Genomic DNA, 24,392 nt, shown 5'->3' with positions numbered 1-24,392 from the left:
GCCACGCGCCACCGCCTAGGACCCTGGGCGCCTAGAGCCTTGGGGCTAAAGACCGAGCCGGGGAAGCGGCAGACCGAATATGTCTTTGAGGGCATATTTAGCGGCGTGGAAGCCCGGCATGCCGGTAACGCCGGGGCCAGGCGGGGTGGAGGAGGAACACAAGTACACACCCGGCAGGGGAGTTCGCCACGGGACGGGACTGACCACGGGCCGCTGTACCAGTCCGCGGAGATCCATCAGCCCCGCCGCGAAGTCGCCGCCCACGTAGTTCTGGTTGTAGTCCGCCAGTCCGGCCGCCGTCGTCACCTGCACCTGCACCACAAGGTCCCGGAAACCAGGGGCAAAACGTTCCAGCTGCGCCGTCACTGCCTCCGCCATATCCACGGTTGACCCGGCAGGGACATGGCAGTACGTCCACAGGATGTGCCGTCCTTGCGGGGCGCGGGAATCGTCAAACCGCGAAGGCTGGGAGACCAGGACGTAGGGACGATCCGGGTGCTTTCCGGCGGCCACCTGGTTTTCGGCTTCGGCCATCTCTGCGCGCGTGCCGCCCACATGGACCGTGCCGGCATCGGCCAATTCTGCCGCCTGCCACGGAACCGGTCCGGCGAGGATGAAATCGACCTTGCAGGCGGCGTTGCCGAACCGATAGGAGGCCAGGGAGCGGCGGTACCCGGCGGGCAGGCTGTCCCCGGCCAGCCTGAGCAGTGCCGGGGGAGCGATATCCAGCAGTGTCGCCCTGACGGCCGGCAGTTCCGCCAGGGAATCGATCCGCCGGCCGGTTTCCACCGTCCCGCCATGCGCTTCAATGTCCCGGACCATGGCACTGGCGATGGAAGCGGACCCGCCCACCGGAATGGGCCAGCCTTGCGCATGCGCCAGCGTCCCCAGCATGAGCCCCGCACCGGCGGGCGCCAGCGACGGCAGGGCGCCCACGGAGTGCGCGGCAACACCCGTCAGGAGGGCCGGTGCCAGATCGTCCCTGAATCTGGCGTTCCACGCCGCTGAGCCCTGCTCAAGGGTCCGCAGCCCGAACAAAACGGCGGCAACGGGGTCGTGCGGAATCCGCAGGAGCTGGTTCAGGGTGAAGTCGGCAACGCCGGCGGCCCGGGCGACGAGGGGTGCCATCAGGCGGCGGTACGCGGGGCCGTCCCGTCCTAGCCCCGCAGCAGTGCGGTCCAGGGAGCGGTACGCCAGCGCGGCCCTGCCCCCGTCCAGGGGCGACGCGAAGGAAAGCTCCGGCGTGATGAGGTCGATGCGCCGCGCCAGCTCGAAGTCTTGAAAGAACGGGGAGGCAAGCGCCATGGGCTGGACTGCCGAGCAGATGTCGTGCAGGTGGCCGGGCTGCATCAGTTCGGAGGTCCGAAGGCCGCCGCCTGGAGTGGCAGCCTCCTCAAACACCTGCACCTTGAGGCCGGCGCGGGCCATGGTCACCGCTGCCGCCAGGCCGTTGGGACCGGAGCCGACGACGGCGACGTCAGGCATCGCTGGCCGCCCGCCGCCAGGGGAGCACCGATGCGGCCGGGTTCGCCGGATCCAATCGCAACCAGTCGGGTGCGCCGTCGAACGGCCCTCCTTGGGGATCGTCCAATGAGTGGCGCCGGATGATGTCGTAGCCGGGGTCCCAGATATCCCAGGCGACCCGGACCATCAGGTACGCGGTGGCAATCATGTGCAGGCCCACCGCCAGCACGTAGTAGGGCATGTCGATGTTGTGCTGCGTCGGGCCGCCGCTTGTCACCTGCCCCAGGTACATCCAGACCGCCGCCCAGTGCAGGCCTTCGATGCCCTGCCAGATCAGGAAATCGCGCCAGCGCGGGCGGGCCAGGGCCAGGAGGGGGATCAGCCAGATGACGAACTGGGGTGAGTACACCTTGTTGGTCAGGATGAACGCCGCAACGATCAGAAAAGCCAGCTGGGCGAGCCTGGGGCGTCGCGGTGAGGTCAGCGCCAGCAAGGCAATGAGCACGCAGCTGATGAGGAACAGGTTGAGGGCGAGGGTGTTGATCGCCTCGGGCCCGAGGGGCGTCCATTGCAGCCGCCCGGCCACCAGGTTGTAGGCGAACCAGGGGGAGCTGTAGCCGGCCGGGCGGTCCTCGGTGAACTGGTAGAAGTACTTCCAGCCGGAGGGGTTCATTGCGGCGATGGGAAGGTTGATGGCTAGCCACGCGGCGGCGGCCGCGGCGGCGGTGACCAGCAGGGGCCGGATCTTTCCCGTCCGCAGCGCCAGCAGCAGGATCGCTCCGAAGACCAGGACCGGATACAGCTTGGTGGCCGTGCCCAGGCCGATCAGCACGCCGGCCAGCACCAGCCGGTCACGGGCGAAGAAGTACATCCCGACGGCCAGCAGGCACACGGCCCACATGTCCCAGTTGATCACCCCGGCAAGGATGATGCCGGGGGCCACTGCCACCATGGCGGCGTCCCACGGCCGGCGCCGGCTCATGCGCGCGGTTGCCAGGACCGTGACGATCCAGACGGCGGCGATGAGAGTGGCATTGACGTCGAAGTAGCCGAGAATGCGCGCATCGGTGGCGCCCTGCCCCGGGACCAGCATGGCAGTCAGGCCGGCAATGATTCCCATCAGGACGGGATATTCGAAGAAGCTGCCTTCACTGAAAAAGGGAAAGGTGCCGTCGCCCAGTCCGCGGTTGCGGAAGAGTTCCGGGAAATCCGAATAGCAGGTGGAGTAGAACTGGCCTGGCGACTCCCAGCCGTTCGCGCGGCAGTAGTTCTTGACCATGATGCTTGCCAGGGCGGCCAGAACCGTAAGGATGATCAGGACGCGTTCAACGGTGAATATACCCGGCGAGACGACTCCGGGTTCAGCCCGGCGCCCCATGGGCCCGCCGATCAGCTCGGTGAAGTTCCTGAGCAGGAGGTCACTTCGGCTCGGGATAACCAGGCGGGACCGTTTCCGGTGCGCCGGCGGCATTGTCTCCTGCATTCCTCGAGCTTACCGTCGCAGTTGCGCACCAGCCGTCCCGGCTTGGCGGTGTACCGGCAACAAAAAGCCCACGCGTCGCCGCGTGGGCTTTTTGTGCATGAATCTTGCTCGCCGCCATTGGTTCTCCTGGATTTTTCCGTTACCGGCTGCAGCTCGGTACTGAAGGGAACGACGATCGTTTGCTCAGCGAAGGACGCCGCCCATCTGGTGCAGGACGACGTACACGTCTTCACGGTTCTGGTCGAGGAGCTGGCCGTTGAACAGCGTCTTCTCCTTCAACGCCGGCTGCCAGCCAAAGCGCAGAACGCTCCGGAGCCATTTCATCATGGGTACCTCCTTCCGGGGTGTTGTCAGGCGTCGTCGGCCACGGTCGACTTGTTGCATGGTGCTGGCGGTGCTGCTCACGTGTGGTCCTTTGATGAGTGGTTGTGCCCGGAATTGGGCATGACAAATAAAGCCAATTAATTAACGGAATTAATGGCACTAAATTAGGCAGGAAATGCCCGGTGAATTAGCTCCGGCATAAAGACCGAAGCAGATGATGGATTTCGCTACGCGAAGAGTGGCCCCAGAGGCAGCTACGCCGCAGACCCCAACAAGAAGCGGGGTTCTGAACTATGGGGTGTTGCGTAACCGCATGGGGCCCGCCTACGGATGACTGCCGGGAGCTTCCTGAATCGGGAAGCCGTTACCAGGATTCGGCCGGGAGGCCGGAATCGCTAGGTTAGGAGGCGGTCACTCCGTGAAAAGGGCGCGTGGCAGCAACTGAGGCCGGGGTGGCGGTGATGGTCATCTTCCATCCGCTAGTCAAAGTAATCATTTTTCCCAACCTCCTTTTCTGTTCTGCCGCTGTTCGGTTGACTAACCGGACAGCACGCGCCGATGACCCTGGCAAAACGCACTGGAGTCAGGAATAAAATTACACCAGCAATGGAGGATTTGACTAGTGAATTTAAGCAATTCCCGGAAATATTTGATAAATCGTCTTTATAGTCCCCAGCGGACCACGGCCGGGGTCCTCTTGTCCCATCCCAGCGTGCAGACTTTCGCCGTCCCCAGGATGAAATGCCGGCCCTCGTGCGGGTCCAGTCCCAACCAGCGTGCGGTCAGGATCCTGGAGAAGTGTCCGTGGGCCACAATCAGTACGTTGTCCAGTCCGGATTCGAGCACGCGGGCCACGATCTTGTCCGCCCGTGCAGCCACTTCCTCAAGGGCCTCGCCGTTGGGCACGCCGTGGGTCCAGATCAGGTATTCCGGGTTGTCCTTGCGGATCAGGTCGGAACTGATGCCTTCGTAGTCGCCGTAATTCCATTCCACTGCAAGGGGTTCCTGTTCAGCGTCGGGGAATCCCGCAAGTTCCGCCGTCCGGCGTGCCCGCCGCAGGGGGGAGGTCAGCACCAGGTCGAAGTCAACGCCGTCGAGAATCTTCCGCGCCTCCACGGACTGCTGCTCGCCCTCCACCGTCAAGGGCAGATCGGTGAGTCCGGTGTACTGGCCACTCTTGGACCATTCAGTCTCACCGTGGCGCAGGATCCAAAGCTGGGGGCGTGCGGTGCTGTTAGCTGAAATCACTTATGACTCCTCAGTCGTGGAAAGTTCGACGCCGGCGGCCGGCTGCTGTTCTGCGGCCTCGGGCTGGCCTGCCCACCACTCCCGCAGCCTGGCCTCTGCCACTGCGGGATCGAGCGGGCCGTGCTCCATGCGCTCGTCAAGCAGGAATTTGTAGGCCTTGCCCACCACCGGCCCGGGCTTCAGCCCGAGCAGGGCCATGATCTGGCCGCCGTCAAGGTCAGGCCGCACAGCTTCCAGCGATTCCTGCTCGCGCAGCGCAGCAATGCGCGCCTCGAGGTCGTCATAGGCGAAGGAAAGCCTGTCGGCCTTGCGCTGGTTGCGTGTGGTCACATCAGACCGCGTCAGCCGGTGCAGGCGCTCCAGGAGGGGTCCGGCGTCCGTCACGTAGCGGCGGACCGCGGAGTCACTCCACCCGGCCTCGCCGTAGCCGTAGAAGCGCATGTGCAGCTCGACCAGCCGCGCCACGGCCTTGATGGTGTCGTTGTCGAAGCGGAGGGCCTTCATCCGCTTCTTGGTCAGTTTGGAACCCACCATGTCGTGGTGGCGGAAGCTCACGGCACCGCCCGGTTCAAAACGGCGCGTCGCCGGCTTGCCGACGTCGTGCATGAGGGCAGCAAACCGGAGCACAAAATCGGGGCCGGGGACGGCGCCGTCGGAATCCGTTTCCAGGGATGCGGCCTGCTCCAGCACTTGCAAGGAATGCTGGTAAACGTCCTTGTGGCGGTGGTGTTCGTCGGCTTCGAGCCGCAGCGCGGAAACTTCCGGCAGGACGAATTCGGCCAGGCCGGTGTCCACCAGGAGGTCGATGCCCACGCGGGGGTGGGATCCGCAGATGAGCTTCACCAGTTCCTCGCGGATACGTTCCGCGGAAATGATGGTGATCCGTTCCGCCATCCGGGTCATGGCCTCTTTCACGTCCGCACGGACGGCCACACCTAGCTGCGAGGCGAAGCGGGCCGCCCGCATCATGCGCAGCGGGTCATCGGAAAAGGATGACTCCGGCGAACTTGGCGTGGCCAGCAAGGAGGCATGGAGGTCGCGGACGCCGCCGAACGGATCAACCAGCTCCATCGAGGGCAGCCGCAGCGCCATCGCGTTAATGGTGAAGTCCCGGCGCAGGAGGTCATCCGTAAGGGATGAACCGAACGCGACGACCGGCTTGCGCGACTCCGGGTCGTATGCCTCGGCACGGTAGGTGGTGATTTCGATCTGGAAGCCGGACTTCCGCATTCCGATGGTGCCGAATGCCCGTCCGATCTCCCAGAAGTTGTCCGCCCATTTCTTGATCAGCGCCAGGGTCTGGTCCGGCGTGGCGTCCGTGGTGAAGTCCAGGTCAGGGGAGAGCCTGCCCAGGAAGAGGTCACGAACGGGACCGCCCACCAGCGACAATTCGTGGCCGGCGTCGACGAAGCGCTGCCCGAGCTCCAGGACCACCGGGTCCACCTGGAAATCGACGGTGTGCGGGTCGGACTTTTGATGTGCGTGCGCCATAGTTACTTAAGCTTGTCAGAAAACCACGCCAACAAGCACCAATCGGGGCCGCCTAACCGCGCCGTTACACCGTTGCTTCGGGAATCTACGTCACACGCAGTCCACTTTCTTGTCATGTTCCGGTCATCAGGAACGGGCAAGAGTCGTTAGAGTGGACTTCATGGCCCATCCCGTACCGAGTGCTCCTGGCAGGAGGACAAACCCACCGTTGCCGTCGGCAATCGGTGCCCATGTCGCGCCCGCCCAGCACCCGGGACCGGCCTCGCTGCCCACCGTTGAGGAAATCTCCGCCGGCGGCGTTGTTGTTGATACGTCCGACGGCGAACTGAGGGTTGCGATCATCGCCCGCCTTAACCGCGGGGGTCGCCTCGAGTGGTGCCTGCCGAAAGGCCATCCGGAGGGCAAGGAAAAGAACGAGGAAGCGGCCGTCCGCGAGATCGCCGAGGAAACCGGCATCAGCGGAAACATCCTGGCCCCGCTGGGCAGTATCGACTACTGGTTTACCGTCAGCGGGCACCGCGTCCACAAGACCGTCCACCACTACCTGCTCCGGGCCACGGGCGGCGAGCTGACTATCGAAAACGATCCCGACCAGGAAGCCGTGGATGTCGCCTGGGTGCCCATCCAGGAGCTCGCCCGCAAGCTGTCTTTTCCGAATGAGCGCCGCATCGCGGACCTCGCCAGGGAAGTCCTGCCGGAACACCTCTGAGGTTCTGTGACTGATTCCAAGACTGTCCAGCCAAGCGAAGCCCGCTCCAGTGCCGTCATGGCGGCCGGCACCCTCGTCTCCCGGTTCCTGGGCTTCGGCAAGACCTGGATGCTGGGTGCAGCCCTTGGCCTCGGCTCCACGGTCAATGACACCTTCATCAATGCCAACAACCTGCCCAACCTGATCTTCCTCCTCGTGGCCGGTGGTGTGTTCAACGCCGTCCTGGTTCCCCAGATCATCAAGGCCAGCAAGGCCCCGGACAGGGGAGCGGACTACATCAGCCGCCTGCTCACCCTGGCTGTCCTGGTGCTTCTCAGCCTGACGCTGCTGGTGACCCTCCTGGCTCCATGGGTCATTGAGCTGACCACGCAGGGGTATTCGGCCGAACAGAAATCACTCGCGGTGTCCTTCGCGTTCTGGTGCCTGCCGCAGATCTTCTTTTACGGCCTCTATGCCCTGCTCACGCAGGTGCTGAACGCCAACGGGGCGTTCGGACCGGCCATGTGGGCGCCCATCCTGAACAACATCGTGGCCATCGCCGGCCTGGGCATGTTCATCTGGATCCTCGGGGCCAACGTCACCAATCCGCACACCCTGGACAACTGGGGACCCACCCAGACGTTCCTGGTGGCCGGGTTCTCCACCATCGGAGTGGTTGCCCAGACCGCCATCCTGCTGATTCCTGTATTCCGCCTCCGGCTGGGACTCCGTCCAAAGTTTGGCTGGCGCGGCGTGGGCCTGGGGCAGGCCGCAAAGCTGAGCGTCTGGACGCTCCTTACTGCCGCCGTCGGCCAGCTCGCCTTCCTGTACGTGATGCGCATCGCCACCATTCCGGGTACCGAACGCCTGCGCCTTGAGCGTGCCGGGGATCCGGCGGCCGGTTTCCTGCCGGGAAACGCCGTGCTGGAAGTGGCCAGCCAGCTGTACCTGCTGCCGCACTCGATCATCGCCCTCTCACTGGCCACCGTTCTGTTCAACAGGATGACGCGGGCCTCCCAGGACGGCGACAGGGGGGCCCTGCGGGACGCCCTGTCCCATGGCTTGCGGACCATGGCGGTGGCCACGGTTTTCGGTGCACTGGCTCTCTTCGCGCTGGCCGGCCCGCTGGGCATGTTCTTCTCCGGCGGCAAGGTACAGGACGGCGTGATGCTCGCGCAGACCCTGACCATCCTGGCCCTCAGCACGCCGTTCATGAGCGCCAACTTCATGATGTCCAGGGTCTTCTACGCCAACGAGGACGCCCGCACTCCCTTCTACATCCAGCTGGTCCTGGCGATCGTCAACGTGGTGGCGGCCTTCGCCATCCAGTTCCTGCCGTACGACCAGATCATTTTTGCCATCGCCATCCTGTACACGGGCGGCAACATCTTGTCCGTGATTGTGAGTGCGCACTTCCTCCGCCGCCTGCTGGGGCACCTTGACGGCCCCCGCATCGCCAATTCGTACATCCGGATGGGCTACGCGGCTTTGGGGTCCGCCGTGGCCGGCGCCGGTGCGCTGTGGCTGATGGGCAGCTACAGTGCCGACGGTTTTGCCTGGAGCGGCCGGATCCAGGCCTTGGTGACCATCGTCGTCGTCGGGCCCGTGATGCTGGTGGCGTACCTGTTCCTGCTGAAACTTTTCCATGTCACCGAGCTTCGCGACCTGCTGCAGCCGCTTCTGGGCAGGCTGGGGCGGGGATCCGCCCCATCCGCACCGACGGGCGCTGCGGCGGATACGTCGCGGGACACCGCAGGACTCCGGGAACGCACGACGCCGGAGCGCGCCACCGTTTCGGTTGACACCGGCCTGATCCCCCGCATTTCCGGAGAGTTCGATGCGGCATCGTTCCGTGCGGGACCGCAGGTTGAGGAACCGGCACCGCACCATGACGAGCACCAAACCGCTTCCGCAGGCGAGTACCTCCCGTCCGAGGATGTACCCACCACCGCGCGGGGGAGCTTCATGCGCGAGGAAATTCCGCTGCCCGGACGCCGCACCTTCCAGGGACCGGTCGGGCGCAACCCGCACTTCAGCGCACGGTCGGAAGGCCGGCGGAAGAAAAAGAGGTGAACTGGCGCGGTTTCACCGTGCCTGTCTCACACGGCCGTAACGCACCATCGGCTAGGATCAGAAGCTAACTAGGGTAGTAGTAACAGACCAGAAATTAACCGGCTAACCGGCGTATCCGCTTTGGCATGATTGAGGCGGGGATTCCCCGGGCAGTCTAGGAGGAACCCGTGTCCCACCCGATCGATGTTGGATCAGTGCTCGGCGGCCGCTACAAGGTCACCGCCACCGTATTGACCTCACACGACCATGATCTGGTGCTGGATGGTGTTGACCAGGTCCTCAACCGGCCGGTGAGCATCCTGGTTGCGGGTCCGGACAACGCGGAGCAGGTGGCCCAGAGCGCCCGCGAGGTGGCCACCGGTGAACGGCCCGGAAACGTGCAGATCCTCGACCTTGGCGTCAGTGAGTCCACCACCTACCTGATCACCAACCACACCTCAGCCGCCGATCTCCTGGACCTCGTGGTTGCCTCCAACCCGCCGTATGTGGAGCCCTTCTTCACGGACACGCTGGGCAGCGAAATCTTCGGTACCGCCCGGTCCCACGAGCCGGAAACCTATGACGGCCTGTACGACGAGGAAGAAGTCGACGCAGGCTACATCAACTACGGCAACAACCAGCCGGCCGGCCAGGACCGCAAACCTTCGTCCCCGCCGGTGGTCCCTCCCGTGGTGCCGCCCCGCACCGCGCCCGTTCGCCCGGCGTCGGCTCCCTCCGTCGGTTCCGCCGGATCCGACTCGGGCCAGGCACGCGGTCAGGGAGCCGGCGCAGCAGCAGCCGCCGGCGCCGCTGCTGGCGCTGCGGGGCTGGCCGCCGGTGGCGCAGCCGCAAGCAAAGCGTCCCGGGAACCCACCACTGCACCTCAGGCGACTACTCCGCAGCAGGCCGTACCTGCCGCACGGAACACGGAATCGCTCAATGCCCCGGCACCTGCAGCCGAATCACCCAAAGTCTCCCTGTGGGCGAACAACGACTATGACTACCCGGAAGAAGAGGCACCCTCCACCGGGCCGGCCAGGACTGCCCGTGAACGGATGGCAGCCACCTTCCCCGCGTTCGCCGGCGGCGGCCGGGGCGACGAAACAGACGATTATTACGACGACGACGAGCCCCCGGAGCGCGAGCCGAGGTCAATGCGGTGGCTCGTGGGAGGGCTGCTTGCTGCCGTGCTGGTGGTAGGCCTCATCTTTGCCGTCTCCAACCTGGGGAGTCTGTTCAAGACCGAACCGCAGAGCAACCCCGCCCCCGGAACGTCAAGCAGCGCGTCCCAGCCACAGTCCAGCGGCGAGCCGACAGCAAGCCAGTCCACCGCGCCGGCGGCAGGTCCGCCCGCCGTCGAGGGCGTCTCCCGCCTTGGCGACTTCGACTTTGCCGCCACCTACGATGGCGACCTTTCGAAGACGTTCGACGGCAATGCGGCAAGCTACTGGTCGGACATGGAGTTTGCCACGGACAACTGGGGCGGACTTGCTCCCGATGTTTCCCTGGTGGTGAAACTGAAGAGCCCCTCCAAGGTTTCGTCCATCACCCTCAGCCAGCTTGGCGGTTCCGGCGGCAATATCAGCGTGCTGACAAATGACCGTCCGTCCCTGGAAGGTGCCAAGCAGGTCGGGACCAACAGCTTTACCTCTCCGGATCTGACCATGCCGCTCCCGGAACCGGTCACAGCGCAGTACGTGATCGTGTCCATCAAGAACCTGCCCAAGCTGGCTGCACCGAAAACCCGCTTCGGCTACGGTCTCCGCCTCGGCGAGATCAAGGTTCAGTAGCGGCCCGACACCCGGCCGGCACGGGACAGCCACGGGCAGCAACAGCCTCCGGGCCCGGTAACACGGCTTCTTCAGGAACGACTAGGCGGTACCCTGAGTGGTGGCGCCTTGTTGGCCTACCTCCATGCCCGGAATATTCAGGATCAACAATGGGTTGTGCCATGTGGCCGGCCAGCAAAAGCAGGCGCATCGACTAAGGAAGAGGTTCACCATTCAGTGAGCACCGCAGAAAACACCGCGTCCCAAGTACGTGATGTCATCATCGTCGGCTCCGGCCCTGCAGGCTACACGGCTGCAGTCTATACGGCACGTGCCAACCTTAAGCCGCTGCTCCTTGCCGGTTCCGTCACGGCCGGCGGGGAATTGATGAACACCACCGACGTGGAAAACTACCCCGGTTTCCCTGAAGGCATCATGGGTCCTGACCTCATGGAGAACTTCGAGAAGCAGGCAGCCCGGTTCGGCACGGAGATCCAGTTCGAGGACGTCACCGCTTTGGACCTCGACGGCGACATCAAAACCGTGACCATCGCGACGGGGGAGACCTTCCAGGCCCGCGCCATCATCCTGTCCACCGGATCGGCTTACCGTGAGCTCGGCCTTCCGAACGAAAAGCGACTTTCAGGGCACGGCGTTAGCTGGTGTGCAACCTGTGATGGTTTCTTTTTCAAGGACCAGGACATCGCCGTCATCGGCGGCGGCGACTCGGCCATGGAGGAAGCACTGTTCCTCACCAAGTTCGCCAAGTCAGTCACCGTCGTGCACCGCCGGGACACGCTCAAGGCTTCAAAGATCATGGGCGACCGCGCACAGGCCCACGAGAAGATTAACTTCGTGTGGAACACCGCTGTCGAAGATGTCCTCGGCGGCGACAAGGTCACCGGCCTGAAGCTGAAGAACCTCGTGGACGGCAGCGAATCCGAACTTGCTGTCACTGGAGTCTTCGTGGCCATCGGAAACGATCCCCGCACCGAACTCATCAAGGACACGCTGGAGATCACCCCGGCAGGCACCATTGCCGTTGAGGGACGCAGTTCCAAGACGAGCGTCAAGGGTGTGTTCGCTGCCGGCGACGTCGTGGACCCCACCTACCGCCAGGCCATCACCGCCTCCGGCTCGGGCTGTGTCGCAGCCATCGACGTCGAGCACTACCTCGCAGACTTCCACGCCTAACAGCGCACTATTGATCCGAAGGGAAACAACAAAACAATGAGCAACGCGAAAGACGTAACCGACGCAAGCTTCAGCACGGATGTACTCTCGGCCGACAAGCCGGTCATCGTGGACTTCTGGGCAGAATGGTGCGGTCCCTGCCGCAAGCTTGGCCCCATCCTGGACGAAATCTCCGTTGAGTACAGCGAGAAGGTCAATGTCGTCAAGGTGAACGTGGATGACAACCCGGCAATCGCAGCCGAATATGGCATCACGTCCATTCCCGCCGTCTACCTGTTCCAGGGTGGCGAGGTGAAGAACACCGTTATCGGCGCCAAGCCGAAGCAGTTCTTTGAGAAGGAATTTGCTGACGTCCTCTCGTAGTACGTTGCCCGTCTAAGCGGCATCATGCGTAACCCGCAGTCCGGGATAGCAGCAGCGGTGGCCATCACCTGAACAGGTGATGGCCACCGCTTTTTGTTTCCCTGGTTTGAGGATTCTCGCTGGGGGCGGGCGAGGGTGGGCGGCTTCGCGGTTGGGGGGCGGGTCGGGCTGCTTCGCGGGCGGCGGGTAGGCTTCGCGGGCACGGGTAGGCTTCGCGGGCGCGGGGGCGTCGCAGGCAGGGGCGGCGTCGAGTGCCCGACCGGTAGATCGTGGTCGGGGGGGGTGGCTGCGAACTGCCAAGCCGGCAGGCTAACGAGGGCGTCGGCGCGAAGGGCGGCGTCGAGCTGCCCGACCGGCAGATCGTGCGCTGTTGTGGCCGTCGTCGCAGGTGACGGTGGCTGCGAGCTGCGCGACGGCACGCACGCGGGCAGGGGAGCCTCTCCGCGAGCCGCGACGGGGTGGTTCTCGACCTACTGCCGTCCAGCGAAACCCTGCACGCGCGATGGAAACTGCCATAGTAACTTTGGCCGGTTGTTTCGAATAGATAACTTGTTCAGAGCTGGATCTCGATGCGAATTCCCTTGCTTGGCTTACGGGAGGGTGTCCTGGGGGATTGCTGTCTGCTCAGATGTTGCGGTGTTCCCGGTCAACTAGTGGTTATCTTGGGTAGCTGATCAGGTCAGACTATGATCTGATCTTGCAGCCGACACCCACCGGCTGATGGACCCGCTTCCAAATCTGAGATTGTTTCACGTGAAACGCTGCGCCTCCTGTTCAGGAGGCCACTTCATCTGGGGGATTCCAGATGGTGCTGGAGATGGAGTCTCGCCTTGACGGCGGGTGTTTGGAACTGCCAGGACCTCAGGGGCCGTAACTGCTGATCGCAGTCGACCGGGGCGGGTTCCCGCATCCGCGGAAAATTGTTTCACGTGAAACGCTCCGCAATGCTTTACGAAAACTTGGCGAGACCCACCCGCTGATTACGGCGACATCGCGCGATCCCGCGAAGGAGTGCGTCGGGTCAACCTTCTTTCAACCCGGTGAAAGCACTGCCAAACTCAGACTCTGTTCTTCCCGCGGGAACAAACCCACCCTGAGGTCGTGGGCCACCAGCCTACCGGTCACCGATTCCGGTCCGGTTCACATTGAGCGCCGGCCGCCTTCGATCCTCGCTGCCTATACACGGTATCCCAGCGCCATCACCGCCACGATGCCTACACCTGACAGTGGGCGAGGCTTTGTGTGGGCCAAAGGGATCGTCCTCTGCCGACCCAAGGAATGCCAGAGACAGACTCGCTCTACGCCCTCACGCAGGTGCGGGACTTCAATGCGCCATCGACCAGGCCGGAGAATACAACCGGCAGCGGCCGATCGGCCTCCCAAATGCTCCGCGAACTCGGCAAGTCAGTGCATAGGAAGCTTCATTCTGGCTATAAGCTAGACCGCAAGGGCGGGAACAACTTTCCCTCCAACATCCTCCAACTGGTCGAATTCCACACGAATCGGATGCCTCACTCCTGCACCAGAGCGGGCAACAAAGGGCTCGATTTGTAGGGGGAGTCATCGAAATGTGAAGGTAGACGCAACATGATCGCCCGCGGGTCGCGCTTGTTCACAGTCTAGATCTGACCCGTCACGCGAATTCAACTAGCAACCCCTGGCGAGTCGTGTCTCGAGTCGCGCGTCCCAGGTCCGGAGTATTCGAATCGAAGCCTCGTATGCCGGCACCAAATTGACCCCGACTAGACTGTCTCCGGGGGAGTACCTGAGCAATCTCTCCGGCGGCATGCCTGAACTCATGATTCCCAGACGGGTGAGGTAATCACCACTAGCGTCATTACGATGCCCCCGTCGGGACCATTGCTGTTTCACGTGAAACATCCAAGCGTGAGAGACTTCGACCTCGAACTTCCACCATTGTGATCCCCGCCCTCCTGCAAGCCGTGGACCATTCGGACGAGTCCAATTGAGTAAACGCTGAATGTTGCCAGTCGTCTTTGCCGGATTTCAACGGTCCGATCACGTACTCCTGGACCATTCAGCGTACTCATGTCATGACCAGCGACTGCCACAATGGGCGTCATTCGGAAGGACACCCAGAGTCTGGGACGACAAGGGCGAGCACTGCCGAACACACAGAGCGTTGGGAGTGCAACAATTCCGTTAGGGAGTATGCTCCCTGCTCACTTGTCCCCATATTTGATGCCCGCTGTCGAGCTTCGCCAATCGTCCCGGCTTGCTCTGCCTACGGGGGTCCGGACAGGAACCAGGCGTACCCGTACCCTAGGGCTTCGGCGTAGTAGCGCACCAGGAAGTGTAGTGAGGACCGCACCAGGAAGTGAACTTAGGACGACTAACGGAAGCCACTGCTGCTCCGCCCCGCCTTCCTGATTGCTCCTGTTTCACGTGAAACATGACCTCTCCTAGTCCTTAGTAACCAATCCAGTTTTCAATTCCCGTGTGCATCGATTCGAGAATGGACTCCCGCGCTGTTGGCAACTTCGCTACACCGACGCTAGGGGAACCGATGACTTTCTGAGGTGGGTCGCTCCGCCGTCGGCCCCCGTCCGCCCAAATCCGCTATCCCCACCTATGTGAGCCCCAGCTGCCAGCGCGAAGCACAGTATCCGAAGAGAGCCGGGCGATGGGCCTGTCAGCTCAATACCCTGAATTAGGTATCTGTCGCCCGGTGAATCACATTTCGTCCCTCCGAAAGTGGACGCCTCGGCGCCTCTCGGAATACCCACCTGCGCACTGGAGAAACGGTGTGCCTTCGGAGGTAGACCCGAACTACGTCGTGCCGGCCGGACCCCACCACGCCCTTGACGCAACGGGCCTCCGCCAGAGGAGTGAACCTTCCCTCAACTAGCCTTCAGCGACCCAATCCCGCGAGACCAACAGCGACCATAACTACCCACCCCCATGACGGATAACCACGCAACCGTCGACCGCTGCGGGTAGTAGCGCATTGCGCTGACTTGAAGGCCTGCGCGAACCAGGGGACAGTCAGCACCATAGCACCGGAGGGCGCCATAACCGGGACCTCGAAACTAGCTCATCCACCATAGGGACAAGGCACATCCCCGAAACAACTCCCGGCCCAGCCTCACCGGACTGTCGGCGACTCTGCGGGCTCCACTGCCATCCATCCCGGCCAGGCGCCCCCACGTGGTCCCATGACAGCAAGCTGACCGAGGATGAAGTGCCCCGGGAGCAAAGGAGTCGATTCCCGCAGCAGGGCAGGAGAACACTGACCTGCCACTTGTGGGGCTTCCTCCTGATTGCCAGTATTCTTCTGCGACGCCATCCAGCCTGTCGCACCGGCACCTCGAACCGCACCATCAGAGGCTTGGACCATCAGAGGCCTGGACTACCGAAGAGCCGGCCGACTGTCCTTGTGGCTTCCATGGCCATCACCATCTCCGGAGCGGGGTTCGAGGCCACATCTCGGACTTGATATAGCTACGTGTTGATACCGCCGGCGCTGTCTTGGCCCTTTAGGACTGCCTGCGCTTCCCTCGCTTGCACGGGTGGTCATGAGGGTACGGCCGCCTCTCTTGCTGATTCGACCTACCTGGCACCTCTCGATCGTCCCGAAAGTGCCTACGACGAACGGTGAATTACGGAGTGGTGGCTGCCTCTGACCTTCCTAACGCGCGCGATGAAGACAAGTAGTGGCGAAGTTTCTCCATCCGACTGTCGATGCAGACTTGTCGCAGAGCAAGGGTTCGAAGAGTTTTTCCCCAAGTCCATTCCAATTGTCCACATATGATATCCACAGGTTTATCCACAGCGCTTTCCACAAGGGGGCAACTGTGATTTTCGCCATGATTTCTGCTAGACGGGATCCAGTGCCCCACGTGACAGGAGTCACTCAAAAAGTCCCAAGTGGCGTGAGGTTCAGGGTGGTAGAAATTGCCACCAAAAAACGAGAAAAGTGCCAAGAATCAGCGAATTTGAGGCTTTTAGTAGCGAAATCGCCGCCCAATCCGCCACTTGTCATGTTTCACGTGAAACACGGGTATCCGTTGGCAGCGCTACGCCATGCAAGCTTTGAATGAACGACCCTGAAGCATCCCCACGATCGGAGGGGGCCGATCCATTGTCCACAAAGTTATCCACAATGATATCCACCGGGTTATGCACCGGTCACCCCGCCATCGACGACCCTGTCAACGCGGCAGACAAGGCACCGATCGATTCATGCGGGCACCTAACAGCGGCCCCGTACGACGGCTCTCCACGTTGAACGCAGCCGTCGCTGGAGCTTTGAACTCGGCTTGTTACTGCGTGCGGATGAACAGGGGAGGGCCAGAAAGGTGCGACCGTGGAAGGAACTGATCCTCCGGTCGGCGCAAGGTCATTCATCCTGTGCGACATAGCCAGGCGAACCGAGGAGGTCATCCTGGCACGGATGCTGCATACAGCCATCGGCCCCATCTTTACGCGTGCCTCGAGCGTTCACTCAGGTGGAGCCGATCTCACTGTGCAGCTGCAGCACCATCCGACAATCGCGGTCCGTCATGGCGGCCATGCCTGTTCTCAGCACTTCCGCGGGGAGGAGCCGGGCGTCGAATCAGTCTCCATCGTCGACCGCGCGGCAACCATGGAGCACGTAGTGGCACCGACGTCCTCATCTCTCGTTGCGCCTGCCGTCGGAATACAACTGGCCTGATCTGACCTGACTAATCAGATTTTCGGACACTCCGGAACCTATCTGCGAACGTCCAGTTTCCAATGCACCATCCCAGTCTCCATGGACCGTAGCTCTTCCGCCGCAGGTTGACGAAGTCACAATGCCTCAGCGAGAGTTTCCAAGCTTCCCCCGGGCAGGCCTCTGGCAACTCTTGTTGACCGGTTCCCCACAGGACACCACCCGGCAGTAGTGCCCGGTATTCGGGGTGGGTTCACGGACGCAGCGCAGAAGCACCTTCCGGCAGTCGGGAATGACAAATGGCGATGGTGACCTGGATTCACCGCCCACATCCACGTTTCACGTGAAACATCAGCGGCTTTCCCAGCAGGCGCAATGCGAATTGCTTAGCTCTAAACGCTGGCGCTTCGGGGGAGTGGCCGATGACCTCATCCCACTCCGAGCTATGCCAGGATCGGCTACCCCTTGGGCCATTCCCAGGCTGCTTCCTTGCCCGGTCTTGGGGCTGGTCCGGAACGACGAACCCTCCATCGAAGAAGTTCTGGTTCTGACGTCAGCCACGAAATTGAGCGAAATAGCCGACAGCCCTACTGTCCTCACCACGGACCGGAATTCCCTCAGTCTCGTTTACTCTTGCGCGCCAACAGTGAAGACTAAGCTACTCCCAGTTCCTGCACGCTTTCCACAGTCCAAGCGAAGCACGCACCCACTGAACATCCGACGGAGGTATACGTAGAGGAAGGCACAGTCAGCGGAAGTCACGCTGCTAAGGGTGTCCTGTTTGCTGCCTCATCATGCCGCGATCACGTCCTGGCCCTTCCCGAGAATACTGGTACAACTGAGCAAATGTGCGCCTCGGTTCCACGTGAAACAGCACGGCCATCCCTTCACGCAACAGTTCGAACCAATCTACGCCACTCCCTAGAATCTCGCAGAGGGAGACGAATCCGTTGCGCCGACTCGGCGAGAGGGGCTCTGCAGAAGCCCCAAAAACTCTCCATGTTGGCCAGAGAAGGACAAACTGTCATGCGTCGACGATGTGCTCCGGATGTATGAATCTGTCCTAAACGGCGTCAACAACCGCACCCTTCTGGCTTCACTGCCCCCTTTCTACCTCCACAAGTACAACGCCGGCGACACCCCCACCAGAATGCATGGCGATAACAAGCCGATCTGGCGTGGCTGCCGCAACCCAGCGAACCATCTCCGAATGAATCGACAGCCCCAAAATCACACGATCAGCTGGTAGCGGCACTTTCACTCGCCGAAGACAATCCCATCAGATCCCGACCTTGCCCTATCTCGGTTTCGCCCAGGCGGCACCCAGGCCAGGCGGTGCCACGACAAGCCGAGGTGGGCAGCCAGAGCCATTCACGCCACATTCCGGTCGTCGGGCGCTCTATGGGCCCGTCTGGCTCGCAAACTACGGTCCTGTCGAAGGTCTTCAGCGTTGAAGCCCACGCGCCGTAGACCGGCACTCCGGGCCGTTTGGGCCCGTGCCAAGGACGCGTGGGCGACCCTTAGGACACCTAAGTCCACGTATAGGAGCACAGCAACGATCTCGAAAGCGGCGGGCTCCGCAATGGATAACCTGCGGTTGGCGACAGACCACGGGCTGGCGCCCCTACGTCATAGGCTGCCGGCCTCATAGGGGTCCCCTGAAACCTAAACTCGATGCGAACAAGGCATTACCTACGGCTACTTTCGGAGCTGCCTCGCCAACAAGGGGCAGAGGACAAACAAAAAGAGGGCCTGTTTCACGTGAAACAGACCCTCTCCGCTTGCTTAGATCTAGTTCTCAGATCCCGGTGAAAGAACTTCCATGATCCGGTTCAAGTCCTCCACGCTGGCAAATTCGATACTCACGCGGCCTTTTCGGGCACCGAGAGAGATCTTTACATTTGTATCCAGTCGATCCGACAAGGACGATGCAAGGTAGTCAAGGCGTTCATGACGAGCGCCTGGACGGGGGACATTGTTCTTGGAGGTGGTTGCCGGACTCTGATACAGAGTGACAGCTTCCTCGGTTGCCCGAACGGACATTCCCTCCGCGACAATCTTCTGTGCCAGGCGTTCCATGGCCGCTGCATCGGGAAGGGCAAGCAATGCCCGTGCGTGACCTGCGGACAGCACACTCGCGGCGACCCTTCGCTGGACCAGCGGCGGCAGCTTCAGGAGGCGCAAGGTGTTCGAAACCTGCGGGCGGGAACGGCCAATTCGATCCGCGAGCTGCTCATGAGTCGTACCGAAGTCCTCCAACAGCTGCTGGTAGGCGGCCGCTTCTTCAAGGGGATTCAGCTGGCTGCGGTGCAGGTTTTCGAGGAGTGCATCTCGAAGCAGGTCATCATCGGTGGTGTCCCTGACGATTGCAGGGATGGTTTCCAGCCCTGCGGCCTGTACTGCACGCCACCGACGCTCACCCATGACGAGCTCAAACGGTTCGCCACCCTTTTCGGTTGAGGTCCGGACCACAATTGGCTGAAGAACGCCGATTTCGCGGACGGAGTGAACCAGCTCCGCCATGTCGTCCTCATCGAAGACGGAGCGGGGCTGTTTGCGGTTCGGGTGAATGTCGCCGACCGGAATTTCCGCGAACCTGACGCCCGGGACTTCTACCAGTTCAGGTCCGGCATCGGTGACAATTGCAGTCGCTGATGGAGCCGCCTCATCCTCGTCGGGTTTCTCCGCAGCGGCCGGCTTGGCTGCGGCAGGCTTGGCCGCGGACTTCCGGGCAGGAGCCTTGGATTCAGCCGGAACCTTCGACTCAGACGGTGATGCGCTGCCGACAGACTTTTTGGGTGCCGGGGAAGCCGGCGCTGGCGTTTCCTCTTCCACGGGAACGGCAGCGGCCGTGGACGTCTTGCGTGCCTCGGGAAAGAACAAGTCCACTGGTCGTGAAGGCGCTGTGCCGTTGCCGGAAGCGTTAGCCGGAGCGGAACTTGGAATGAGTGCGCCAAGACCACGACCGAGGCCGCGTCGCTTATCGCTCATGGATAAATCCCTCCAATGGAAGAGCCCGGCAGACCCGGCTCTGGCTAGTGCAATTGTTGAAAATTCTAACGTTCAGCGATTTCGGCTGCGGCTTCCAAGTAGGACAGTGCACCGCTGGAGGAGGGGTCGTACGTCATCACAGTCTGCTGGTAACTGGGAGCCTCGGAGATCCTGACCGATCGCGGCACCACGGCACCGAGGACCTGGTCCGGGAAGTGCTGACGAACTTCGGCTGCCACCTGCGCGGCCAGGTTCGTCCGGCCGTCATACATGGTGAGAAGAATGGTGGAAACAACCAGCTCTGCATTGAGGTGCTTCTGGATCATCTCAATGTTCTTCAGCAGCTGGCTGAGGCCTTCCAGAGCGTAGTACTCGCATTGGATGGGAATCAGGACCTCGTTGGCGGCGCAGAAGGCGTTGACCGTCAGAAGGCCAAGGCTCGGCGGGCAGTCAATGAAGATGTAGTCAAGACGGGCCTCGCCCGACTTCTCGCGTTCCTTGGCGTAAACATCAATCGCGCGTCGGAGCCGCTGCTCCCTGGCGACGAGGGAAACAAGCTCAATTTCAGCGCCGGCCAGGTGAATGGTGGCGGGTGCACAGATCAGGTTGGCGATATCGGGGCACGGGGCCACCACGTCTTTGAGGGGGACGTCGTTGATCAGGACGTCATAGATGCTGTCGACGTCCGCATGGTGTTCGATGCCTAGAGCCGTGGAGGCGTTCCCCTGGGGATCGATGTCGATGACCAGGACATTCAACCCGGCGGCAGCAAGGGCAGCGGCAATGTTGACCGTGGTGGTTGTCTTGCCGACCCCGCCCTTCTGGTTCGACACCGTGAAGATACGTGTCTTCTCCGGCTTGGGAAGCTGCCGTCCAATCAACCGTTCGCGGCGTTTGTTTTCATGGGCCAGGTCCCGGGCAATCGGGCTCGAGTCATCAATGGTGTCCATGATGTTTCCGCTGACCGAGTCAGTTTCACGTGAAACTGCCGCGGACTTGGACCGGTTTGTAACCGAATTCAGGTGATTCCACGAATCCGTGGGCGCAATTGAGGGCGCAACCATGGCCCGTGCGGACCCCAGGGACACGAACGGGGGGATCCGCTGTGTGGAGGCTTCGCTACTGGTCACTGTGACACACTCACTCTCATTCGGCTTTTTCTGCCGTTCACTAGCCTAACTGGTTCCCCCAAAAGTCCTGCGGCACCGGGCCAGCGGTTAGGCAATCTTTTGCGTCTTATTAACGATGATTCGGACCACAGTGGTGGGTTCCTCGAGGATGTCCTCGCCGACTACCACTACGGACGTCTGTACGCCGCCGAGCTTGCGGATCGCTTTGGCAGCCTTCTCGATCTCTTCCCCGGCGCTGCGTCCTTTGATAGCCACAACCTCGCCCTTGCCAGCGAGCAGGGGGATCGTCAGGCCGGCAAGGTTGGACAGAGCCGACACCGCACGGGCGGTGACAACGTCGGCATTCACCATACCCACGGCCAGTTCAGCGCGCGTGCGCATGACCGTCACGTTGCTCAGCCCGAGGTCGTCCACAACCTCCTGAAGCCAGATCACCCGGCGTTCCAGCGGTTCGATGAGGGTCAGTTCGAGGTCAGGCCGCGCAATTGCCAAACACAGTCCCGGCAGTCCGGCACCGCTGCCAACATCCGCAACATGGCTGCCTTTAGCAATTTCCCGCTCGATCACGGCGCAGTTCAGAACGTGCCGGCTCCAGAGCCTGGGAATCTCCCGCGGTCCGATAAGGCCACGTTCAGTACCGGACGTGGCCAGGTGCTCCACGTAGCGCTTGGCCAGCTCGAGGCGGTCGCCAAAGATGGCCTCAGCCGCCTTCAGTTCGGCGTCGGTAATGTCAACCATTGTCAGCGTCCCGGAATCTTCAGTCTGCGGAGACAACGATGTGCCTCCCGGCACCTTCGCCTTCGGATTCGCTGACGAACCCGAGATCGGCCACAGCGTCGTGGACAATCTTCCGCTCGTAGGCGCTCATCGGCTCCAGTGCCACAGCCTGACCGGATTCCTTCACGGAAGCCACGGCGTCCTCGGCAATCTTCTGCAGGTGGCCCGCGCGCTCCTGGCGGTATCCGTTGATGTCCAGCACCAAGCGGGAACGGTTCTCGGTGGCGGAAAGGACCGAAAGCCGGGTCAGCTCCTGCAGAGCTTCGAGCACTTCACCGTCGCGGCCAACGAGGCTTTCAAGGCCAGCAGATTCTTCCTCTGCCACGATGGAAATGTAGGTCCGTCCGTTGCGGACCTCGATGTCGATATCTCCGTCAATGTCGGCGATGTCCAGCAGTTCTTCCAGGTAGTCGGCTGCGACGTCGCCTTCTTCTTCCAACCGGCTTGCCGAAGACCCCTTGCCTGCATCCTGGATCTCATCCTGGGCGTCGTCCTGGTCTTCAATGGCCTCGGCGGAAACGGCGTTTTCGGTGCTATCGACAGACATTACTTCTTCTTCCTGTTCTTACGTTGTGGCTGGATGCGCTGGCTCTTGGCCTCGGCGACCGCGGCAGCAGCGGCAGCTTCAGCCTCGACGTCGGCCTTCTTGCCTCCCAGAATGGGCAGGGCCGGAAGGCCCTTGGCGGCACGGCGCTCGGCGAGGGCCTTGGCGGCGGGGGATCCCGGCGTCGGCATGCGGCGGATGACGAAGAACTGCTGCGCCATGGTCCAGAGGTTGGTGGTGGTCCAGTAGATGAGGACACCGATGGGGAAGTTGATGCCACCCACGCCAAAGACGATAGGCAGGATGTAAAGCATCATCTTCTGCTGGCGCATGAACGGGCTGGCCATTGCCTCTTCGGACATGTTCTTGGCCATGATCTGCTTCTGCGTGATGAACTGCGACGCCGTCATGGCCAGGATCATCACGATCGAGAGCGTCCAGACAGCCACCACGTTGCCGCCCGCAGGTGTGCCGTGAAGCAGGGTGGCGGACAGCGGAGCACCGAAAATACTCGACTCATCGAACTGGACAACTTGTTCGTGGCTCATGGCGCCAATGCCGGCACCCTTATCGCGGGCCGCCGTGATGCCGGACAGCACCTGGAACAGGGCGAAGAAGAAGGGCATCTGGATCAGCATGGGCAGGCAGGCCGAGAACGGGTTGGTTCCGTGCTTCTTGTACATGGCCATCTGTTCCTGGGCCATGGCCTGGCGGGACAGCTGGTCCGTCTTGCCCTTGTACTTGTCCTGCAGCTTCTTCAGGTCCGGCTGCAGGAGCTGCATTCCGCGCTGGGCCTTGATCTGCTTGACGAACACGGGGATCAGGGCGGCACGAATGACCAGCACCAGCCCGATGATGGACAGCGTCCAGGTCCAGCCGTTCGCCGCCGGCAGGCCAATGGTGCTCAGTCCCTCATGGAAGCCCACCATGATGATGGACACGAGCCACTTGAACGGAAACATGATTGTTTCAAAGAAGTCCATACGATATCCCTATTCGTCAGGCCGCAGTGCGGCCTTCTCCATCAGTCTGAGCAGCCAGGTACTTGTCCGGGTTGTTCAGCACAACAATTGTGGGGGTCCGGTTTTCGGGCCAGTGGCGGTGACCGGCGGGGACATGGTCCACTCCGCCGGCGTTCCAAGGATGACAGCGCAACAGGCGCCGGGCCGCAAGCCAGCTTCCCTTGACGGCGCCATGCACCGTGATTGCCTCGAGGGCGTACGCCGAGCACGAAGGAAAGAAGCGGCAGACCTGACCGTACAAGGGCGAAATCACCTTGCGGTAGGCCTTCAGCAGCAGAATGAGAAAGTTGCGGGGCAGGTTCCAGAGCACTGTGCCCACCAGGACCGCTGCCGGTTTGAGGAAGTGGACGACGGCGGCAATGGAGTTACGCACGCGGTGTCCCTTCCTGTGTTGTTTCCCGTGAAACCGCTGACGCGGCCCGAGGAAGGCGGCCGCCCAGCCGTTTCATGGTCGTTTCCAGAGCGGCATTGTAATCTGCCAGCAGTTGGTCCCAACTGGCAGCCGCGGCCGCAGGCAGTGCCCGGACCACAATGGCGAACCCGGTACCGTATTCCTGCAACGACAAAGCGCCGGCTTCCCTCAGTCTCCTCTTAACGAGGTTCCTGACAACAGCGTTCCCGACACTCTTGGAAACGATGAATCCGATCCGGCTTGGTTCGTCAGCAGCAATAGCTACCGTATATAACACTACGTTCCGGCGTCCATTGCGGACGCCGGAACGTACAGTTGTTGAAAAATCGGTTGAAGTCCTCAGACGGTTCCTGGTGGCTAGCACCGTTAAACTCGCAAAGGGATGTTGACCGACGAGTCAGTGTATTTAGGCCGACAGTTCGGTGCGGCCCTTGCCACGACGGGCTGCCAGGATGGCACGGCCGGCACGGGTACGCATACGAAGGCGGAAGCCGTGCTTCTTGGCTCGACGGCGGTTATTCGGCTGAAAAGTCCGCTTGCTCACGTTAGTTACTCCAGTGGATCAAAGGTGCGCCCACCCGATCAAAAAGGGGAAGAACTGGCCGACGCTAAGTTTTGTATGTGCACACGCTGCCCTCGGCTCGTAGGACGCGAACGTCAGAGAGATTCAAATGAGGTCGAAAAGCGGACACAAAGGACTTCACAACGTTAGGCCAAAAAGCATCCGGTAGTCAAACCGGGCTGCCCCTCACTGCCCTGCACCTGCTGTGGTTAACCTCAGCCCAC

General features: G+C 62.0%; 19 protein-coding genes. 6 read left to right on the top strand and 13 right to left on the bottom strand.

From position 1 onward, the window contains the following. Nucleotides 1-45: 45 nt before the first annotated feature. From AC6JAC_RS00205 to AC6JAC_RS00185, 5 genes are all read right to left on the bottom strand, one after another. Complete coding sequence (locus AC6JAC_RS00205; protein WP_347896932.1) at nt 46-1,485, bottom strand: phytoene desaturase family protein; 1,440 nt, start codon at nt 1,483-1,485, stop codon at nt 46-48. Continuing rightward, nucleotides 1,478-2,947 (bottom strand): glycosyltransferase family 87 protein, encoded by a 1,470-nt coding sequence (locus AC6JAC_RS00200; RefSeq protein WP_497962994.1) that lies wholly within the window; start codon nt 2,945-2,947, stop codon nt 1,478-1,480. Before AC6JAC_RS00200 ends, AC6JAC_RS00205 begins: the two co-directional genes overlap by 8 nt. Nucleotides 2,948-3,130: 183 nt before the next feature. Further along, nucleotides 3,131-3,274, bottom strand: a complete 144-nt coding sequence (locus AC6JAC_RS00195; protein ID WP_347896928.1) for a hypothetical protein — start codon at nt 3,272-3,274, stop codon at nt 3,131-3,133. Nucleotides 3,275-3,934: 660 nt separating this feature from the next. Then, nucleotides 3,935-4,519: a histidine phosphatase family protein gene (locus tag AC6JAC_RS00190; RefSeq protein ID WP_442853350.1), complete on the bottom strand. Its 585-nt coding sequence runs from the start codon at nt 4,517-4,519 to the stop codon at nt 3,935-3,937. Next, entirely contained in the window at nt 4,520-6,010 is a 1,491-nt protein-coding gene (locus AC6JAC_RS00185; RefSeq protein WP_028271869.1) for a CCA tRNA nucleotidyltransferase, read from the bottom strand. Between the two features lie 208 nt (nt 6,011-6,218). Here AC6JAC_RS00185 and AC6JAC_RS00180 point away from each other — a divergent pair, with 208 nt between their 5' ends. The 6 genes from AC6JAC_RS00180 (at nt 6,219) to AC6JAC_RS00155 (ending at nt 16,751) form a co-directional block, all read left to right on the top strand. Beyond that, nucleotides 6,219-6,719, top strand: coding sequence for an NUDIX hydrolase (locus tag AC6JAC_RS00180; protein ID WP_028271870.1), 501 nt, complete (start codon nt 6,219-6,221; stop codon nt 6,717-6,719). 57 nt (nt 6,720-6,776) lie between these two features. Next, nucleotides 6,777-8,771 (top strand): murein biosynthesis integral membrane protein MurJ, encoded by a 1,995-nt coding sequence (gene murJ / locus AC6JAC_RS00175; RefSeq protein WP_497966728.1) that lies wholly within the window; start codon nt 6,777-6,779, stop codon nt 8,769-8,771. A gap of 167 nt (nt 8,772-8,938) precedes the next feature. After that, a complete protein-coding gene (locus AC6JAC_RS00170) occupies nt 8,939-10,540 on the top strand; it encodes an ABC transporter substrate-binding protein (protein WP_454699874.1) in 1,602 nt (533 codons plus the stop codon). Nucleotides 10,541-10,756: 216 nt separating this feature from the next. Next, the gene (trxB, locus tag AC6JAC_RS00165) at nt 10,757-11,713 is read left to right on the top strand and encodes a thioredoxin-disulfide reductase (protein WP_028271873.1); all 957 of its coding nucleotides are present in this window, start codon (nt 10,757-10,759) and stop codon (nt 11,711-11,713) included. 36 nt (nt 11,714-11,749) lie between these two features. Then, nucleotides 11,750-12,076, top strand: coding sequence for a thioredoxin (gene trxA / locus AC6JAC_RS00160; RefSeq protein ID WP_011693983.1), 327 nt, complete (start codon nt 11,750-11,752; stop codon nt 12,074-12,076). A gap of 4,327 nt (nt 12,077-16,403) precedes the next feature. Next, a complete protein-coding gene (locus tag AC6JAC_RS00155) occupies nt 16,404-16,751 on the top strand; it encodes a hypothetical protein (protein ID WP_497962990.1) in 348 nt (115 codons plus the stop codon). Between the two features lie 1,770 nt (nt 16,752-18,521). On the opposite strand, the gene AC6JAC_RS00150 is transcribed toward AC6JAC_RS00155, so the two are convergent. The 8 genes from AC6JAC_RS00150 to rpmH all read right to left on the bottom strand — a co-directional run bounded on the left by AC6JAC_RS00150 (nt 18,522) and on the right by rpmH (nt 24,150). Next, nucleotides 18,522-19,721: a ParB/RepB/Spo0J family partition protein gene (locus tag AC6JAC_RS00150; protein ID WP_497962988.1), complete on the bottom strand. Its 1,200-nt coding sequence runs from the start codon at nt 19,719-19,721 to the stop codon at nt 18,522-18,524. Nucleotides 19,722-19,786: 65 nt separating this feature from the next. Then, nucleotides 19,787-20,851 carry a ParA family protein gene (locus tag AC6JAC_RS00145; protein WP_081818950.1) on the bottom strand — a complete coding sequence of 355 codons (1,065 nt, stop codon included), beginning with the start codon at nt 20,849-20,851 and terminating at the stop codon, nt 19,787-19,789. Between the two features lie 87 nt (nt 20,852-20,938). Continuing rightward, a complete protein-coding gene (rsmG, locus tag AC6JAC_RS00140) occupies nt 20,939-21,589 on the bottom strand; it encodes a 16S rRNA (guanine(527)-N(7))-methyltransferase RsmG (protein ID WP_028271877.1) in 651 nt (216 codons plus the stop codon). Between the two features lie 19 nt (nt 21,590-21,608). Further along, entirely contained in the window at nt 21,609-22,175 is a 567-nt protein-coding gene (locus AC6JAC_RS00135) for a Jag family protein (protein ID WP_454699876.1), read from the bottom strand. Further along, nucleotides 22,175-23,155 carry a membrane protein insertase YidC gene (gene yidC / locus AC6JAC_RS00130; protein WP_028271879.1) on the bottom strand — a complete coding sequence of 327 codons (981 nt, stop codon included), beginning with the start codon at nt 23,153-23,155 and terminating at the stop codon, nt 22,175-22,177. The genes AC6JAC_RS00135 and yidC overlap by 1 nt, the downstream gene beginning before the upstream one ends. A gap of 16 nt (nt 23,156-23,171) precedes the next feature. Then, nucleotides 23,172-23,567: a membrane protein insertion efficiency factor YidD gene (gene yidD, locus AC6JAC_RS00125; RefSeq protein ID WP_028271880.1), complete on the bottom strand. Its 396-nt coding sequence runs from the start codon at nt 23,565-23,567 to the stop codon at nt 23,172-23,174. Further along, nucleotides 23,560-23,970 carry a ribonuclease P protein component gene (gene rnpA, locus AC6JAC_RS00120; RefSeq protein ID WP_028271881.1) on the bottom strand — a complete coding sequence of 137 codons (411 nt, stop codon included), beginning with the start codon at nt 23,968-23,970 and terminating at the stop codon, nt 23,560-23,562. Before rnpA ends, yidD begins: the two co-directional genes overlap by 8 nt. Nucleotides 23,971-24,012: 42 nt before the next feature. Next, nucleotides 24,013-24,150, bottom strand: a complete 138-nt coding sequence (gene rpmH / locus AC6JAC_RS00115; RefSeq protein WP_003800212.1) for a 50S ribosomal protein L34 — start codon at nt 24,148-24,150, stop codon at nt 24,013-24,015. Nucleotides 24,151-24,392 lie beyond the last annotated feature (242 nt).

It is taken from the genome of Arthrobacter sp. KUASC02 (genome assembly GCF_059739395.1).
This window is presented reverse-complemented; position numbering and strand designations above follow the sequence as displayed.